We start from the raw sequence: 16,510 nt of genomic DNA, 5'->3' as shown, positions 1-16,510 counted from the left end.
GGGGCTGAACCTTGCCTCAGATCCCCAGCATGCGCCGGTTGGCGGCCTCGTCGGTGCCGCCGCCGGCGAAATCGTCGAAGGCCTTTTCGGTGACGCGGATGATGTGGTGCTTGACGAAGTCGGCACCCTCGCGCGCGCCATCCTCCGGATGTTTCAGCGCGCATTCCCATTCGACCACGGCCCAGCCCGCAAAATCATTGGCCGCCATCTTCGAGAACACCGCGCCGAAATCCACCTGACCGTCGCCGAGTGAGCGGAACCGCCCGGCCCGGTTGACCCAGCCCTGATAGCCGCCATAGACGCCCTGGCGTCCGGTCGGGTTGAACTCCGCATCCTTGACGTGGAACATCCGGATGCGATCCTTGTAGATGTCGATGTTGTCGAGATAGTCGAGGCACTGCAGCACGTAGTGCGAGGGGTCATAGAGCATGCAGGCTCTGGCGTGGTTGCCGGTGCGCTCCAGGAACATCTCGTAGGTGATGCCGTCGTGCAGGTCCTCGCCCGGATGGATCTCGTAGCAGACATCCACACCACAGTCCTCGGCATGGTCGAGGATCGGCTTCCAGCGTTTCGCCAGTTCGTCAAAGGCGGTCTCGACGAGGCCGGCCGGGCGCTGCGGCCAGGGATAGACGAAGGGCCAGGCAAGCGCGCCGGAGAAACTCGCCATCGCGTTCAGCCCGAGGTTCTTCGAGGCGGTCAGCGCCAGCTTCACCTGCTCGACCGCCCATTGCTGACGCGCCTTGGGATTGCCGCGCACTTCCGGTGCGGCAAAGCCATCGAAGGCTTCGTCATAGGCCGGGTGCACGGCGACGAGCTGGCCCTGCAGATGGGTCGAAAGCTCGGTCACCTCGACGCCGTTGTCGCGCGCCTTTCCGGCAAACTCGTCGCAATAGGCCTTGGACGTCGCTGCCTTTTTCAGATCGATCAGCCGCGCGTCCCAGCTCGGGACCTGCACGCCCTTGTAGCCGCAGTCGGCCGCCCATTTGGTGATCGCGCCCCAGGAATTGAACGGTGCCGCATCGCCGGCAAACTGCGCAAGAAAGAGTCCTGGCCCCTTGATCGTCTTCATCTCTCGTCTCCTCCGTTGGAAAATGTGCCGGGCAAAAGAAAGGCGCCGGCGATGCCCGCCTGGGGCTCAAGACGACACGACCTGTGATGTGATCGTTGTGGGATGGCAGCCCGCGCCGACCGCGGGCCGCCTTTCAGTCAAGCCTGGATCAGAACGGCGAATCCGGGAAATAGAAGTCCTTGGCATTGTCCTTGGTCACGAGGGTTGCATCGATCGTGTAGACGCCACGGACCGGAACCTGGCCGTAGAAGTTGGCGACCGTCATCTCAAGCGCCGTACCGACCATTGCCGGCGGGTAGAGCACGTCGACCGGGATCATCTTGTCGCCGTCCATGACCTTCTTGATCATTTCCTTCGAGCCGGCGCCGGCAACGACGTATTGGATGTCGGTGCGCTTCGCCTGCTCGATGGCCTGCAGCACGCCGACGGCCATGTCGTCGTCCTGGCACCAGACGACGTCGATCTTCGGGTACTTCGTCAGGTAGTCCTGCATGACCTTGAAGGCATCGTCGCGGTTCCAGTTGCCGTACTGGCGGTCGAGAACCTTGACTTTCGAGCCTTCGATGCCCTTGTCGAAGCCGTCCTGGCGCTGCTGGTCGATCGGGATCGGCAGGCCGCGAATGACGACGACTTCAGCTTCCGGCGTCGTGGCCTTGATGTATTCGCCCGCGACCTGGCCGAGCGCCGGATTGTTACCGGCGACGTAGAGATCGCGCACGGAGTTGTCGTTGACGCTCGGCGCACGGTCGACGAGCGCGACGAAGGTTCCCTTGCCCTTTACTTCCTTGATTGCGTTGACCAGCGGATCCGGATCGGTCGGCAGGATGACGAGAGCGTCGATGCCCTGTGTCTCGAGGTCCTGCACGGCGTTGGCCTGGCTTGCCGGATCGGGTGAGGTCTTGACGATGACGTTCAGGCCCGGATTGCGTTCCATCAGGATCTTGGCGACGCGCTCGGCATGGAAGACCACGCCGGCCGTCCAGCCATGATCGGCTGCCGGGATCGAGACGCCGATCGTCACTTTCTTTTCTTCCTGCGCGTGCGACACGCCAGCGAGCGCTGTCATGGCCGCGAGGGTCAGGCCGAATAGCTTATTACGCATTAAGTTCCTCCCAAATATCAGGTCAGCCTGTTGCAGGCCGGGAGACCTGTGGACCCGGCCGTCTCACGATTTCCGAACCAGCGAGCGCTGGACGAGCATCGCAATGATGATGATCGCACCCTGGATGGCGCCGATCAGGTATTCGCTGATGAAGTTGGAGAGCAGCATGATGTTGCCGACCAGTTCGAGGATGAACGCACCACAGATCGTGCCCCAGACGCGACCCGCGCCGCCTTTGAGCGCGGTGCCGCCGACGACAACGGCGGTGATTGCCTGTAGTTCCCACAGAATGCCAGTCGTTGCCGACGTCGAGCCGAGGCGCGGCACATAGAGGAGGACGGCGGCTGCCACGCAGAGCCCCTGGATCACGAAGGCGACGGTGCGGACGCGGTTGACGGAAATGCCGGAGTAACGCGCAACGTCACGATTGGAGCCGACGGCGACGACGTGGCGACCGTAGCGCGTGCGATAGAGAATGAAGGCCGCCACGGCCGTCACCGCGAGGATGACGACGATCGGTACCGGCAGGCCGAAGATCGTGCCGAAATAGGCGGGACGATAGATTTCCTGGAGCTCTGGCTCCTTAAGCGTGATCGCGCCGCCCTGCGACAACCAGGTCGTCAGTCCCCTATAGATGCCCATGGTGCCGAGCGTCGCGATGAAGGGTTCGATCTTGCCGACTGTGGTGATCAGACCGTTGGCAAGACCACAGAGTGCGCCGGCGACAATAGTAAACAGGACCGCCGCCAGAAGCATGAGCACCGGATCTGCGATGACCCCGGAGTTCATGAACAGGATCATCAGACTGGCGATGAAGGCGACCATCGCCCCGACGGAGAGATCGAGATCGCCCGACGAAATCACGAAAGTCGCTCCGACCGCGATGATGGCGATGAAGGCGCTGCGGGTAGCGACGTTGGCGAGGTTGTTGATGCTGATGAAGTTGGGATTGACCAGCGCCCCTACCAGCAAGAGCAACGCCAGTGCGACGAATGGCGCCACGGCCCTCAGATCGATGTCGCGCCAGCTGCGGCGACGAATTGCGCCCTGACTGCCTTCCTCGTTTACGCTCATATCCAATTGAACCTCCGTCCCACCTGTCGGGAATCTTGTTGTTCTCGGCATCTGCGCAGGATGCGCCGCGGCCGCCTCAGGCCGCCGTCTTCCTCTTCAATCCTGCGGCGTAGCGCATGATCTCCTGCTCGGAGATCTCGTCCCCCTCGAGAATGCCGGCGATATGGCCTTCGCGCATGACCACCACGCGACTGCATAGGCCTATGACCTCGGGCATCTCCGATGAGACGACAATGATCGAGCGACCGTCCCGGGCGAGCGCCGAGATGAAGTGGTAGATCTGCTGCTTGGTGCCGACGTCGATGCCGCGGGTCGGCTCGTCGATGATGATGATACCAGGGTCGGTTTCCATTACCTTGGCGAGAAGCAGCTTCTGCTGGTTGCCACCGGACATGCGTCCGGCGACAATCTTGTCATCCCTGACGCGGATGTCGAAGCGGCGGCGCGCCTTGACCAAAGCCGCCTCCTCGCTTCCCGGATCGAGATAGCCGAGGCGGCTATGGCGACCGAGCGACTGCAGCGTCAGGTTCGCCATCATCCCGGCATTGAGCAACAGCCCCTTGGCTTTCCGGTCCTTGGTCATGTATGCGAGACCGGCCTTGTTGACCGCGTGCACGTCACCGGATGAAACCGGCTGGCCACGAACGAGAACCTCGCCGGACACACGCGGGCGCAATCCGACAATCGCCTCCATCAATTCCGTCCGACCCGAACCGATCATCCCGGAAAAACCGAGGATTTCGCCGCGGCGGACCTCGAAGCTTGCGTCCCTAACGTAGCCTGTTGAGACCGAACTGACGCGCAGCACGACCTCCTCGTCGAAGTCGGGTTCGCTTTTGGCGGGATAGAGGCTCGAAAGCTCACGGCCGACCATCAACTGGGCGATCGCCTCGCCGTCGAGGATGGAGGTCGGCGATGTCTTGATCCATTGGCCGTCGCGCAACACCGTCACGCGATCGGTGAGTTCCATGACCTCGTCGAGCTTGTGCGACACGAAGACGAAACTCGTTCCCTTGTCGCGCAGCTTGCGCACCAAGCGGAACAGAAAGTTCGTTTCTTCGCGAGAAAGGACGGCGGTCGGCTCGTCCATGAAGACGACACGCGCGTCACGGCTGATAGCCTTGGCAATCTCCACCATCTGCTTTTCGGCGATCGACAGCGAGCCGATCATCGCGTTCTCGTCGACATGGGAGCCGAGGAGATCGAGAACGCGGCGCGTTTCCGCGCGCATGAACTTGCGGTCGAGCACGCCGAACCTGGTCACTTCGCGGCCGAGAAACAGGCTCTCTGTGACGGTGAGATGTTCGGCCAGATTGAATTCCTGATGGATGATGACGATGCCGAGCGCTTCGGCCGCACCGTTTGCTGGGAGCTTCACCGACTGGCCGTCGAGCAGGATCTCGCCCGAGGTCGGTTGCTCGAAGCCGGACAATATCTTGACGAGCGTGGATTTGCCGGCGCCGTTCTCGCCCATCAGCGCGTGAATCTCGCCCTGGCGCAGCTCGAAATCGACGCTGAAAAGCACCTGCACGCCGCTGAAGGATTTACTGATGCGGCGCGCAGACAGCACGACGGGAGCCCCGTCGACAACCTCCGTGGTCATATTCCCCTCCCTGCGGCCTCCACCGCTTTTTCAATGATGTAAACCTTTACACTGCGCGATGTAAAGGTTTACATCATGCTTGTAAGACAATTTTTTCGGCCTGCGCGTTTGACCGTCAGGCAAGTCTGTGTAGTGTCTCGCAACAAAGCCCGAGGCCAAGCGAGTGTCCGATTCCACCCCCGCAACCATCGAAGATGTCGCACGAATCGCCGAAGTGTCGATCGCGACAGTTTCGCGGGCCATTCACATGCCCGAGAAGGTTGCCAAGTCCACGCGGCTGAAGGTCAACCAGGCCATCGCGCTGACGGGCTACACCACCAATGCGATGGCGCGCAGCCTTAGGCTGGGGCGCTCGAACATGATACTCGTGGTCGCGCCCGATATCGGCGATCCGAACTTCTCCAGCATTCTGGTTGGCCTTGAAAACGAAGCGCGAGCCCATGGCTACGGCGTGCTGATCGGGCATACCCAGAATGATGCCCAACGCGGGTTGGAATATCTGAAATTCTTCAACTCGAACCAGGCGGCCGGCCTGATCCTGTTTACCGGCATTCTTCCTTTCGGCCATCAGGAGGTGACGCCGCGCCTGCCGCCGACCGTCGGTGTTTTCGAGCCCGTCTTCAACGGTGGCATTCCCTACGTCGGCGTCGACGACGTCGAAGGCGCGCGCAAGGCCGTTGATCTTCTCATTTCCGAAGGGCATCGGCGGATCGCATTCATCGGAGACTCCCATACGCGCCTTGCCTATGGCCGTCGTCGGTCGGGGTACGAGGCCGGACTTGCCGCGGCCGGCATCCCTGCGAACCGCCGCCTTATCCTCGAAGGCGACGGAACGGTGGAAAGCGGCAGGCTGGCGCTGGAGCAGCTCTTCATGCGCGACGACCTTCCGACCGCCTTCATGTGTGTCAACGATCAGACTGCTCTTGGTGTCGCGCTTGGCCTCAAAGCGCGCGGCTATGAGATACCGGATCAGTTTTCGGTCACCGGCTTCGATGACGTCCCGCAGGCCAGTTTCATGACCCCTTCCCTGACGACGATCCGCCAACCACGGACCGCGATCGGCAAGCACGCGATGGCACTGCTTCTAGAGATGCTTTCGGACCGCACCCCTTCAGAAACGGAGATCCTGCTGAGGCCCGACCTGGTGGTCCGCAACTCTGTTGGGCCGCCGCCGACACGGCGATGAAGGATTGGGCGCGACTGTCCGGTTACTCCGAGAGCAGCCACTTCGTTCCGAAAGCTAGCTGACGATCCTGTTGCGCGCCTGCATGATGATCTCGCGCAGCCACCGGTGCATCGGCGAATGATGCGAGCGGTCATGCCATAGCATGTGGAAGACCATCTGCGGGAACTCGATCGGCGGCTGGCGCACGACGAGCGGCAGAAGCCCCGCAAAGTAGCTGGCAAAATGACGGCTGGTCGAGAAGATCAGGTCCGACTGCAGCAAGAGGTACGGTGCGGTCGTAAAATAGGAAAGCGCCACGGTGCGCGCCCGGCTGACCCGAAGGCTTGACAAGTGGGTTTCGACGACACCGCGATGGGCCATCGAATAGGCCACCGGCACGATATGGGCCGCCGCCAGGTAATCGGCTTCGCTGAATTCGCCCTGCGCTAGAGAATGGCTATCCCGCATCAGGCAAACGATGTCGTCCTGCAGGAGGATTGAGCGCTTGAGATAGGCGGGCGGAGACGGCCAGTTGCCGATGACGACATCGACGTCACCCCGGGCAAGCGCTCCCTCGAAGTCGAAGTCGGGACCGAGCGCCCGGATCACGAGGCTGGCATTCGGCGCCTTGCGCCTGATCTGATCGACAATTTCCGACAGGAACACCGGCGCCATGTAGTCCGGCGAGGCGATCGTGAAGCTATGATTGCTTGATGAGGCGTCAAACGGCGCCGTGGCGTCGACCAAGCTGGTGAGATCGGCCAACAGGGCCTGAGCGCGTGGCAAAATCGCCAGAGCGCGCTCCGTCGGGACCATTCCGTCACGGCCGCGCACAAGCAATTGGTCGGAAAAGATCTCGCGCAGCTTGCCCAGCGCCAGGCTGACCGCCGGCTGGGATTGCTCCAGCTTGACCGCGGCACGCGTCACACTGCCCTCGGCCATGAGCGCGCAGAACACCTTTAGGAGATGTGCGTCAACGGTATCTTCTTTCGACATCTGATTTTCAGAATAGCCAACAAAATCCGGCAGGGCGAGCCGGCCAATAGGTCAACACCACCTTTTATTCGTCTGGCTAATAATGGGTATTTGCCTGCCCGCGTTGACCAAATCGCCCCCGCCGAGCACCGTTTGCATAGGAAACGCCCCGATGCGGCGGCTCAACTTCAGGGCATGACATGCTTGATATCGACGCGATCAACCAAATGGACTGCGACGCCTTCGTCGCTTACCTCGGTCCTGTCTTCGAGAACTCGCCTTGGGTCGCGCAGCGCAGCTGGCAGAAGCGGCCGTTCGCCGACGTCGAGGCATTGCATGGTGCGATGTTCGGCCAGATCCTGGCCCGTGACACGGCGTCCAAGGTCGCATTCCTGGGCGCGCATCCAGACCTTGCCGGCAAGGAGGCCAAGCAAGGCCGGATGACCGCGGAGTCGACCGTCGAACAGGGAACGGCCGGGCTCGACAGCCTGGCGGGCCACGAGATGGCGCTGATCGACGATCTGAACCGCCGCTATCGCGCCCGGCACGGCTTTCCCTTCATCGTTTGCGTTCGCCACTACACCAAGGCCGGCATCTTTGCCGAGTTCAAGCACCGCATCGGACGGGAGACCGAGGCTGAGCTTGCGGAAGCACTGCGGCAGATCGCCAACATCAGCCGCTATCGACTGGGCGCCCTCGTCAAGGAGGCGCAGGAGGTTATCACGCCGGCCGCATAGCGGCTGGTATCCTGAAATGGACTTATACGGGAGGTAGTCCACAATGGCATCGGCAGCACATGCGGGGCACGGAGGCGGCTCATCCGCCGCGAACCCCGAAAATCTCGAGTCGGTCTACCGCAAGGTGACATGGCGGCTCCTTCCCTTCCTGATGTTCCTGTGGATCCTGGCATGGATCGACCGGGTGAATGTCGGTTTCGCGAAGCTCACCATGCTGCAGGACCTGCAGTTCAGCGAAACCGTTTACGGTCTCGGTGCCGGCATCTTCTTCCTTGGCTACTTCTTCTTCGAGGTGCCGAGCAACATGTGGCTTGAACGGATCGGCGCCCGCGCCACGATCGCCCGCATCACCATCGGCTGGGGCATCATCTGCGTGCTGATGATGTTCGTCACCCAGCCCTGGCAGTTCTATACGCTGCGGTTCCTGCTCGGCGTGTTCGAGGCCGGCTTCTATCCCGGCATCATCCTCTACCTGACCTATTGGTATCCGTCGCTGCGTCGCGCCAAGGCCTTCGGCCTCTTCATGTCCGCCTCGGCACTTGCCGGCGTCATCGGCGGCCCGCTGGCAGGCACGATCATGACGCAGCTCGGCGGCGCCAACGGCTGGGCCGGCTGGCAGTGGGTGTTCCTGCTCGAAGGCATTCCGTCGGTCCTCGCCGGCATCGCCACCATCTTCTATCTGACCGACAAGCCTGAGAAGGCGCATTGGCTGACCTCGGAGGAAAAGGCCCTGCTCATCCAGGACATCGAGCAGGACAAGAAGGCTCTCGGCCATCGTGAGCACAGCGTGCTCAAGGCGCTGACGAACCCGACCGTATGGAAATTCATCGCCATCTATTTCTGCATCATCATGGCGAACTCGACGCTGACTTTCTTCGGCCCCTCGGTGGTACGCGAAATCGGATTCTCCAGCCCCGCGACGGTCGGCTGGATCATGGCAGCCATCTATCTCGGCGGTGCTGCGGGCATGATCCTGAACGGCATTCATTCCGATCGCACCTCGGAGGTGCGCTACCACTGCGCCTTTGCAGCACTCGCGGGTGCCACTGGCCTCATGGCCCTGGGTTTTGTCCTTCCGGCCAGCGCTGTCCTGTCGCTCGCTGCCCTGGCGCTTGCGATCGTCGGCACCATGTCCGCAATCCCGGTCTTCTGGCAGATGCCGAACCATTGCCTGGCGGGTTCGGCTGCGGCCGTCGGCATCGCGCTCATCAATTCGGTCGCGAACCTTGCCGGCTTCGGCGCCCCCTATCTCATGGGCTACCTGAAGGATACGACCGGTGTCATGACCCACGGTCTGTGGCTGGTGGCTGCCGTCGAGGCGCTGACCTTCGTGCTGATCGTCGGTTTCGTCAGCAAGGTCAGCCGGCAGTCGCATCAGCCTGCGTAGAACAAATCCGACAAGACCTCGCGCGTTGCGGGTTTTGGTAGGACGAGAAATTGTATCGGACCATCGCGGCTTTGCTCGATGGTCCGATTATCTGCGACGCGCACGACACGTGAGAGGGCGACACGGACCAAGGATTTCGGCACCCCCAATCTGCGTGCGGCCGGCGCGTTCGCAACTCGGTCCAGACGGTAGTTCTCAGATTTTCTCAGATTTTTTTCTGCGCGATGGATGAGAAGCCGCGCCGGCTCCGTATATGCGGATATGGATTCGAAGAAAGGCGCTTTTGACGTAATTGGGCAGATGGCTGCGCTGAGGCGCTATGCCCGCTCGCTTGCGCGCAATTCGCCGGACGCCGAGGATCTCGTTCATGACGCTCTGGTGAGAGCCTACGAGCGGCGCTCGACATTCCGGTCTGGGGCGAACCTTAGAAACTGGCTTCTCGCGATCGTTCGCAACACGCATATCGACCGCTTGCGATCCGCAATCTCTCGCGGCCAGCGTGAAGACCAGACGGCGCAGGAGGTCGGATCGTCTTACCCCGCCCACCAGGAGCACAGCGTACGGCTGGCTCAGGTCCGCGAAGCGTTCATGATGCTTCCGCAGGAGCAGCGCGAGGCCCTTCATCTCGTTGCCGTCGAGGACCTCTCCTATCACGAGGCTGCCGACATACTCGACATTCCCGTCGGGACTTTGATGTCGCGGGTCTCGCGGGCAAGAGCGAGTCTGAGAGACTTCGAAAACGGAACGAAAAAGCCCAACCACCTGAGGCTTGTCGGAGGCGATAATGACTGACGTCGACACGATTATCGATACCGATCTCGATTCCTATGTGGACAACCAGTTCGATGCGGCCGGCAGGCTTCGGGTTGAGACCTGGCTTGCCAGGAACCCGGACGCGGCGGCTCGTGTCATGGCTGACCTCGGCATGCGGACCACGCTCAAGCTGGCGTTGACGTCGGATGGCGTTGCCGGACGCCCCGAGACGCGAGAGGCGGCCCGCCGCCTTTCGTCGGGACTGGCGAATGCGCGCGTGTGGAACGCCCTGCAGAAGGTGGCGGCGGTCGGCTTGATGATTTCGGTGGGGTGGATTGCCCATTCGTCCGTCGGTCCGAGCGAAGTCAATGCCTCGGCCCATCCGCCGGCTTTCGTGGAATACGCCATCCGCGCGCATCAGACCTCGCTCGTCAGGGCGGGAATGCCGTCACAGCCGGAAGTGCAAACCTACGACCGCGCCGACATTCGTGCCGCGACCGCCATCGTCATGCCGGAGCTTCCGAAGGACTGGAACGTCGTCGACGTCCAGGTATTCCCCTCGGATTTCGGGCCTAGCGTCGAGACGAGCGTCAAGACCGATGCAGGCACACTCATATCACTCTTCGCCGGCAGGCCGGGGCACTTCGCGGTTGAGTCCGTGAAGGACCTCAATCTTTCCAACGCCGAGGCTGCCTGGTGGCAGGTCGGCGAGGTCGCCTATGCCGTCGTCTCAAGCACGCCGGGCATCGGCCTCAGCGATGAGGCCGAGCTTCTCAAGAACTCACTTTACTGAGGAAACCTTCATGTATTCGAACCAGAACCGCTTCGGCGGCATGAGCCAAGCTTCTGCCGCGGCCCTCGACGAAGGCCTTCGCCAGCACATGCTGCGCGTTTACAACTATATGGGCCTGGGCCTTGTCGTGACGGGCGTTGTGGCCTTCATCGTCGGCACCACGCCGGCACTCTACGTGCCGATCTTCTCCACGCCGCTGAAATGGGTGGTGATGCTGGCTCCGCTCGCCTTCGTCTTCTTCTTCTCCTTCAAGATGCATTCCATGTCGGCGTCGTCAGCGCAGATGACCTTCTGGGCCTTCTGCGCCGTCATGGGTCTATCGCTGGCCTCCGTCTTCCTGGTCTTCACCGGAGCCAGCATCGCCCGCACCTTCTTCATCGCCGCCACCATGTTCGGTGCGACGAGCCTCTACGGCTATGTAACGAAACGCGACCTGGCGAAATTCGGCTCGTTCCTGATCATGGGCCTGATCGGCGTGATGATCGCCTCGATCGTCAACATCTTCCTTGGTTCGAGCGCTCTTCAGTTTGCCGTCTCGGTGATCGGTATCGTCGTCTTCGTCGGCCTGACTGCCTGGGACACGCAGAACATCAAGGAACAGTATGCCGACAATTTCGACCAGGAATCCCAGCAGAAGCTCGCGGTTTTCGGTGCCCTGTCGCTCTATCTGAACTTCGTCAACATCTTCCAGCTGCTGCTGAACTTCACCGGCCAGCGTGAAGAGTAATACCCGCAGATAGCAAGGAACATATCTCATGGATCGCAACGACCAGCAGGCCATTGACGGCCTGTTCTCCAGGCTCGCCCATGTCGAGCGCCAGTCTGGCCCGCGAGAGGCTCAAGCCGACCGCTTCATCCAGGAACGGATCAGCGCGCAGCCGGGTGCACCCTATTACATGGCACAGACCATCGTCGTGCAGGAGCAGGCGCTGGAGGCGGCTCAACGCCGCATCGAGGAACTGGAGGCGCAGACCGCGCAGAGCCAACCGCGCGGCGGCTTCTTATCCTCGATGTTCGGCAGCAACGCCGCCCCTCAGCGCCCGGCGCCGCAACAGCCCGGATATGGCCGCGCCGCGCCCGGCTCGCCATGGGGCAGCCAGAACCAGGCCTACGGCCAGCCGATGCAACAGCGCGCCGGCGGCGGCTTCCTCGCCGGTGCGGCGCAGACCGCAATGGGCGTCGCCGGCGGCGTCCTGCTCGGCAATGCGATCGCAGGCATGTTCGGCGGAAACGAGGCTCAGGCTGCTCAGCCCAGCGCCCCGGCTGCGGAGCCGGAAGCGCCTGCGGACGACATGGATTTCGGCGGCGACGAAGACATTTGACGCCGCTATTGGCTTCCGGGGTCTAATCCCCCTCCCCCGGAAGCCTGACCCCACCTGCGCCCAAGCTACAGCCTACCCCCTGTCCGGTTCCGATGACCCTCCATCTTCCCGGATGTGGAGAATGCGCAGATCTCGGCTTGCTGTCTGCCTAACTTTCCCTGAGATGGCCGCAACATCGATAAGGTCACGATCAGGGCGCTACACATGGTTACTTGAGCATGGCAACCTGCCGATGTTCAGCAACGGTCAACGCTGCCCTTCGTCCGGGAATGCCGAAGAGTAACGCCGGCGTCGCCCGGGGGCCGCTCGCAGCGTTGCTTCGAGATGAGAGGCTCGGCAAGCCTGTGGATGATCGCGCCCGTGGGCCGGCAAGCGGAGCTTGAGGCCAGCGCTTGCGCTTCAGAACGATCGCGGCGCTGGATCCATTAGTTTCACGCTGCCGGAGGTGACCTGGTAGATCGCGCAGGTTCGCTCGACGGAACCACTCTTTTCGAAGCGGAAGGCTGCGGCCGCGCCGATGAAGCCGTTTGGAGACCGAAGGCTCTCCTGCGTGATGGCGGTTTCGCCCTGGCTGCGCACCAGGCCGGCGGCAAGCGCGATCACGTCGAAGCCATAGGCCGCATCCGTGCCTGCGGCCCGCTCGTATCGATCGAGATAGCGCGAGGTCATCCGGGAACCATTTTCAGGACCAAACAGACAGAGATGGCTGCCCGCGAGCTCGGGGCGCTTGTAAGCGGCATTTGCCCAGCCAGAACTTCCGACGACCATTGCGTTCGGTTTCAGATAGCCGTTGGCCTTCAGTTGCGACAGAGCGCCGACATCCGGATCTCCCGATCCGACCAGGAGCACGCCATCGGTGTCTTTCAATGTGGTCTTGGAGGCCGCGTCGCCGGTGAATGCCGTGGTCCCCGTCACGGCGACGAGCGCCGGTTTGATGCCATAGCCGGCAAGTCCGCGATCGAGCCTTTGCCGCTCGGCGGCGGAGACGTCGCCCGGCAACAGCACGACGAGCCGCTTGCGCCCGGACGCCACCGCATAGGATGCCCCCTCGACGGCGCTGTCGATGCGGTCGGACACGAAAGCGAAGGTGCCGGCCGGCCGCTCGGCGCCGTTGCCCCGCAGGACCAAAAGCGGCGCACGGGAAGAGCCGAGACCCTGGCGCACGGTGCTGACAGGAACGTCGGCGACCGACAGCGCGACGAGCGCGACGTTCTGGCTGGCAAGCCGCTTCGCCGCCTCTTGAATCTGCTGTGGCGAACCGTCGGTATTTTCGACTAGCAACGAGAGCTGGCCGCCACCCACCTCGTCGATGGCGAGCGACGCGCCGTCCCGGATATCGCGTTCGCGTACCGTTTCGCCTGACGGCGCCATCAACGCCGTGATGAGCGCGATCCGCGTTGCGCCCCCGCCGAAGGTTTCCTGCGGCTTTACCGCATGTTCGGCCGCGCGCCGCGCATGCCTCGCCTGCGGCGATTCCACGTCGAGAACATCCTGGGGCGTGGGTGCGCCCTGACAGCCCGCAAGTGTACCGAGTGCGAGGACGCCGAGGACTAGCCACTGCCGACAGGACGACACCCGCCTGGTCGGTGAAACGACAGCGTGGGACATGACGATCAAACCGACTGTCTCAATTCATGAAATTCCGCATCTTGGAGTAGAAGCAATCGCATTTGGCGATGTAATCCTCGTCGCGCCAGTTGGACTGCAGGTAGCCATAGGCCTTGCCGCAGGCAACCTTGGTCTCGGACGCCCAGACGAAAGTCGGCCGCGTCGAGGAGATCCAGTGCGGATCGTCGGCGACAGCGATCGCCTCGTCCATGCGCGACACGACCTCCTTGGTCAATGTCGCGACATCCTGGTCAACGGCGAGAGAGGATTGGCTGGCTTCAGCGCATAACCGAGCGGCTGGCGCATAATCGACGATGAGATCGGCCGCGAAACCTGAAACGGGCATAAGAGCGACCATCGCCCCCACCAGCATGCTTCTGATCATGAAAAGGTTCCCCCTGGAAATGCGGTTCCCGGATGATTACCGAGAACCGCTGAACTGTCGAGATCGATGTTGCGCTTATGAAACGTCCTGTGTCTTCGGCGCACCGTTTTCGGTGAACAGGATCTTCACCACCTCGGTCGAAACGTGGAAGTCTTCGAGCATCGCGACGGTGTGCCACCCCGAAGCATTGCCAGCGCTGCCATCGGTGTCCACCTGAAGATTGGCGTTCTGACCGTCCTGGACCACCTGGACAAAGTTACCGTCGAGGTTCGTGCCCGTTGGCAGATTGCCGAGCAGAGCCGTCAGGTCGACGCTATCGCCTTCGGTGTAGTTGTAGTCGGTGATGACGTCATCAATGCCGGGGAGCAAGGAGTCTGCATCGATCGCGAAGGTGTCGCTGCCCCCGCCGCCGGTCATCCTGTCGGAGCCCGCCCCTCCGTAGAGCGCGTCGTTGTCCAAACCGCCGTAGAGAGAATCAGCGCCACTCTCGCCATAAAGCGAATCATTGCCGATACCGCCAGCAAGGTAGTTGGCCCCCGAGTCGCCGTGCAGAAGGTCGTTGCCGGAACCGCCGATCAGCCCTTCGATGCCCGTCAGCGTATCGCCAGCCGCATCACCACCGCCAATGGATCCTTCCGGCTGGCTGCCTACGGTCGCAGCCGACGAAGCGTTGCCATTGTCATCGAGATTGATGAACACCGCCGACGTGCTGCCGGTATAGTCGGCAATGTCCGAACCGCCCGCACCGTTGATAGTGTCCGCCTTGGTGCTTCCGGCAATGGTGTCGTCGCCGGCCGCGCCACTCAGAGTATAGGAGCCCCCCGATCCGGCTGCCACCTGATCGACATGAAGGGTTTGAGCGACGCTGGAATCTCCGTCGCGATCCACCGCGATAATTTGGAAGTCATAATTCTGGTCTGCGGGAAGAATTGTTGTGCCGACTTCTGCTGCCGTGAATCTGGCTCCCTTTCCAGAACCCGAAACGCCATCAACGCCCTCGATCGTAAGAACATTGAAGTCAAATCCTGGATTCACCAGCAGAGATCCCGCAATTCCATTGGTGATGGTGATGAACCCAAAGTCGGTCGTGTTGGTTGCTGTGTTCGTGGCCGTCCACTTATACTGTATGAAGTTATCGGTAGCACTGTTCCCCAGGTTCACGTCGCCGTATGCGAGCGAGACGCTGCTGACATATTTCGGATTCTCTGTTGGTAGATTGTTCCCGGCTTGTCCCACATTGTGGAATTCCATCGTAAACTGCTCGCTGTTCGCGAGGCGCTGATCGTCTACACCGAATCCCGTGCCCGAACTGTTAACTGTGTGGCCCGTAGTAGTCGAAAACTCGACGAGCCCGCCAGAGGTTTCCCTGAATTGAGCATTTCCTCCGGACATGCCGGCCAATGGGACGGTTGTATTTGTTGCTGCTTTCGGCTGGATCAGGTCAAAATTATATGTTCCGTCTGAAGCAACCGTTAGCGAGAAGACAGAAGTATTGCCGGACTTCCCAAGAAGGGTTGTGGTGCCATCTGGACTTATGGACGTTGTATAGGAGATGCCGCTGATGGCGGGTCCTGTGATGTTGAAGTTCGCGATACCATCGGCCCCGGGCTGGAGCGCGAATGTGCCGGTCACCGAGCCGACTTCGTTCGGGATCACCGCCGTCATGAACTGGCCCAGCACAGGGGCATCGTCGACGATCGAAATCACCAAATTTCCCGCCGGGGCGGCGTCACCGTCCGCATCGGTAACCACGACCGCAAAGGTCGCAGACGTGTTATTGCCCGATGTGTTGTCCAACAGTGTGTAGCTGTAGACGATCGAGCCGGCACCCGTCGCCGAGTCGTAGATGTAGTGCGCCGTCAGCGAACCCGTCGCATCGACGAAAGTCTGCGGCGAAGTCGTCAGGGCATGGCCACCGAGCGTGATCGTCGAGAGACCATCCTTCGACGCGAAGTTGATCGTGCCGCCCGTCGTCTCCGATGTATCGGAGTTGTTGCCGGCATTGCCGTCCGCCATTTCACCAGTGCCGGCCGATTCGAGACCCCGCTCGGGAAGGCCCTTCTCGTAAACAACCGTTCCCTCCGAACCGGCGCCCGGGATCGATACCGTCGGCCCCGCGTCACCAATGCTGATTGTTAGCGTCGTATGCGCGAGGTCGCCGTCGCCGTCCTTCACCGTATAGGTGAACACGTCGTTGCCACCACCGGCCGAACCCGGATTGCGCACATAGCTGTAGCTGCCATCCACATTCAACGTCAGCTTGCCGAATGTGCCGGTGATCTGCGTGCCAAGGGTCAACGGATTGTCCAGCGACGCTCCGCTATTGCCGGCGGTAACGCCGACAACCTTCGCACCATCCGCACCTAGCGTATCCACTCCGTTGTTCGTCGTACCGGCGCCGCTGATCACGTTGCCCGTCGCTGGCGTGAAGTCCCCAGCTGATATGCTGTCCAGGTCCGCAACCGCCGTCGGAACGTCGTCGACAACGCTGATGCCGACCGTTGCCGTGGCACTGTCACCATCCTGATCGGAGGCGG

General features: G+C 61.8%; 15 protein-coding genes. 7 read left to right on the top strand and 8 right to left on the bottom strand.

All coding sequences use genetic code 11. The annotated features are described in order from the left end of the window. Positions 1-16 precede the first annotated feature (16 nt). The 4 genes from AC3WWH_RS18630 to AC3WWH_RS18615 form a co-directional block, all read right to left on the bottom strand. Positions 17-1,069, bottom strand: a complete 1,053-nt coding sequence (locus tag AC3WWH_RS18630; RefSeq protein ID WP_492377154.1) for a sugar phosphate isomerase/epimerase family protein — start codon at positions 1,067-1,069, stop codon at positions 17-19. A gap of 148 nt (positions 1,070-1,217) precedes the next feature. Beyond that, a complete protein-coding gene (locus AC3WWH_RS18625) occupies positions 1,218-2,171 on the bottom strand; it encodes a substrate-binding domain-containing protein (RefSeq protein WP_057249660.1) in 954 nt (317 codons plus the stop codon). Between the two features lie 63 nt (positions 2,172-2,234). Next, positions 2,235-3,245, bottom strand: coding sequence for an ABC transporter permease (locus AC3WWH_RS18620; protein WP_057249658.1), 1,011 nt, complete (start codon positions 3,243-3,245; stop codon positions 2,235-2,237). A 76-nt stretch (positions 3,246-3,321) separates the two neighbouring features. Next, complete coding sequence (locus tag AC3WWH_RS18615) at positions 3,322-4,848, bottom strand: sugar ABC transporter ATP-binding protein (protein ID WP_057249656.1); 1,527 nt, start codon at positions 4,846-4,848, stop codon at positions 3,322-3,324. A 163-nt stretch (positions 4,849-5,011) separates the two neighbouring features. On the opposite strand from AC3WWH_RS18615, the gene AC3WWH_RS18610 reads away from it, so the two are divergent. Then, positions 5,012-6,034 (top strand): LacI family DNA-binding transcriptional regulator, encoded by a 1,023-nt coding sequence (locus tag AC3WWH_RS18610; RefSeq protein ID WP_058327882.1) that lies wholly within the window; start codon positions 5,012-5,014, stop codon positions 6,032-6,034. 54 nt (positions 6,035-6,088) lie between these two features. Here the strand turns inward: AC3WWH_RS18610 and AC3WWH_RS18605 are convergent, their stop codons facing one another. After that, positions 6,089-7,009 carry a LysR family transcriptional regulator gene (locus AC3WWH_RS18605; RefSeq protein WP_492377153.1) on the bottom strand — a complete coding sequence of 307 codons (921 nt, stop codon included), beginning with the start codon at positions 7,007-7,009 and terminating at the stop codon, positions 6,089-6,091. Between the two features lie 179 nt (positions 7,010-7,188). Between AC3WWH_RS18605 and uraD the strand changes: the two genes are divergently transcribed. From uraD to AC3WWH_RS18575, 6 genes are all read left to right on the top strand, one after another. Beyond that, positions 7,189-7,725 carry a 2-oxo-4-hydroxy-4-carboxy-5-ureidoimidazoline decarboxylase gene (gene uraD / locus AC3WWH_RS18600; RefSeq protein ID WP_492377152.1) on the top strand — a complete coding sequence of 179 codons (537 nt, stop codon included), beginning with the start codon at positions 7,189-7,191 and terminating at the stop codon, positions 7,723-7,725. 43 nt (positions 7,726-7,768) lie between these two features. After that, on the top strand, positions 7,769-9,112 hold the full coding sequence (locus AC3WWH_RS18595) for an MFS transporter (RefSeq protein WP_492377151.1): 1,344 nt from the start codon (positions 7,769-7,771) through the stop codon (positions 9,110-9,112). Between the two features lie 261 nt (positions 9,113-9,373). After that, positions 9,374-9,904 carry a sigma-70 family RNA polymerase sigma factor gene (locus AC3WWH_RS18590; RefSeq protein ID WP_492377150.1) on the top strand — a complete coding sequence of 177 codons (531 nt, stop codon included), beginning with the start codon at positions 9,374-9,376 and terminating at the stop codon, positions 9,902-9,904. Beyond that, complete coding sequence (locus AC3WWH_RS18585; RefSeq protein WP_492377149.1) at positions 9,897-10,658, top strand: anti-sigma factor family protein; 762 nt, start codon at positions 9,897-9,899, stop codon at positions 10,656-10,658. Before AC3WWH_RS18590 ends, AC3WWH_RS18585 begins: the two co-directional genes overlap by 8 nt. 10 nt (positions 10,659-10,668) lie before the next feature. Further along, positions 10,669-11,385 (top strand): Bax inhibitor-1/YccA family protein, encoded by a 717-nt coding sequence (locus AC3WWH_RS18580; RefSeq protein WP_058324315.1) that lies wholly within the window; start codon positions 10,669-10,671, stop codon positions 11,383-11,385. 28 nt (positions 11,386-11,413) lie between these two features. Then, the gene (locus AC3WWH_RS18575; RefSeq protein ID WP_492377148.1) at positions 11,414-11,980 is read left to right on the top strand and encodes a DUF2076 domain-containing protein; all 567 of its coding nucleotides are present in this window, start codon (positions 11,414-11,416) and stop codon (positions 11,978-11,980) included. A gap of 399 nt (positions 11,981-12,379) precedes the next feature. Here AC3WWH_RS18575 and AC3WWH_RS18570 read toward each other — a convergent pair whose 3' ends face one another. The 3 genes from AC3WWH_RS18570 to AC3WWH_RS18560 all read right to left on the bottom strand — a co-directional run. After that, on the bottom strand, positions 12,380-13,459 hold the full coding sequence (locus tag AC3WWH_RS18570; protein ID WP_058324316.1) for an ABC transporter substrate-binding protein: 1,080 nt from the start codon (positions 13,457-13,459) through the stop codon (positions 12,380-12,382). A 148-nt stretch (positions 13,460-13,607) separates the two neighbouring features. Further along, positions 13,608-13,973 carry a hypothetical protein gene (locus tag AC3WWH_RS18565; protein ID WP_058324317.1) on the bottom strand — a complete coding sequence of 122 codons (366 nt, stop codon included), beginning with the start codon at positions 13,971-13,973 and terminating at the stop codon, positions 13,608-13,610. A 75-nt stretch (positions 13,974-14,048) separates the two neighbouring features. After that, positions 14,049-16,510: beta strand repeat-containing protein (locus AC3WWH_RS18560; RefSeq protein ID WP_492377147.1), on the bottom strand; the 2,462-nt coding region annotated here is incomplete at its 5' end.

This window comes from Ensifer sp. EB106-03-01-XG145 (assembly GCF_058792075.1).
This window is presented reverse-complemented; position numbering and strand designations above follow the sequence as displayed.

Excerpts from the sequence above, each read along its gene's own strand:
- AC3WWH_RS18615 (WP_057249656.1), bottom strand. The coding sequence starts at position 4,848 with ATGACCACGGAGGTTGTCGACGGGGCTCCCGTCGTGCTGTCTGCGCGC.
- AC3WWH_RS18625 (WP_057249660.1), bottom strand. The coding sequence starts at position 2,171 with ATGCGTAATAAGCTATTCGGCCTGACCCTCGCGGCCATGACAGCGCTC.
- AC3WWH_RS18590 (WP_492377150.1), top strand. The coding sequence starts at position 9,374 with ATGGATTCGAAGAAAGGCGCTTTTGACGTAATTGGGCAGATGGCTGCG.
- AC3WWH_RS18605 (WP_492377153.1), bottom strand. The coding sequence starts at position 7,009 with ATGTCGAAAGAAGATACCGTTGACGCACATCTCCTAAAGGTGTTCTGC.
- uraD (WP_492377152.1), top strand. The coding sequence starts at position 7,189 with ATGCTTGATATCGACGCGATCAACCAAATGGACTGCGACGCCTTCGTC.
- AC3WWH_RS18565 (WP_058324317.1), bottom strand. The coding sequence starts at position 13,973 with ATGATCAGAAGCATGCTGGTGGGGGCGATGGTCGCTCTTATGCCCGTT.
- AC3WWH_RS18595 (WP_492377151.1), top strand. The coding sequence starts at position 7,769 with ATGGCATCGGCAGCACATGCGGGGCACGGAGGCGGCTCATCCGCCGCG.
- AC3WWH_RS18580 (WP_058324315.1), top strand. The coding sequence starts at position 10,669 with ATGTATTCGAACCAGAACCGCTTCGGCGGCATGAGCCAAGCTTCTGCC.
- AC3WWH_RS18630 (WP_492377154.1), bottom strand. The coding sequence starts at position 1,069 with ATGAAGACGATCAAGGGGCCAGGACTCTTTCTTGCGCAGTTTGCCGGC.
- AC3WWH_RS18585 (WP_492377149.1), top strand. The coding sequence starts at position 9,897 with ATGACTGACGTCGACACGATTATCGATACCGATCTCGATTCCTATGTG.
- AC3WWH_RS18575 (WP_492377148.1), top strand. The coding sequence starts at position 11,414 with ATGGATCGCAACGACCAGCAGGCCATTGACGGCCTGTTCTCCAGGCTC.
- AC3WWH_RS18620 (WP_057249658.1), bottom strand. The coding sequence starts at position 3,245 with ATGAGCGTAAACGAGGAAGGCAGTCAGGGCGCAATTCGTCGCCGCAGC.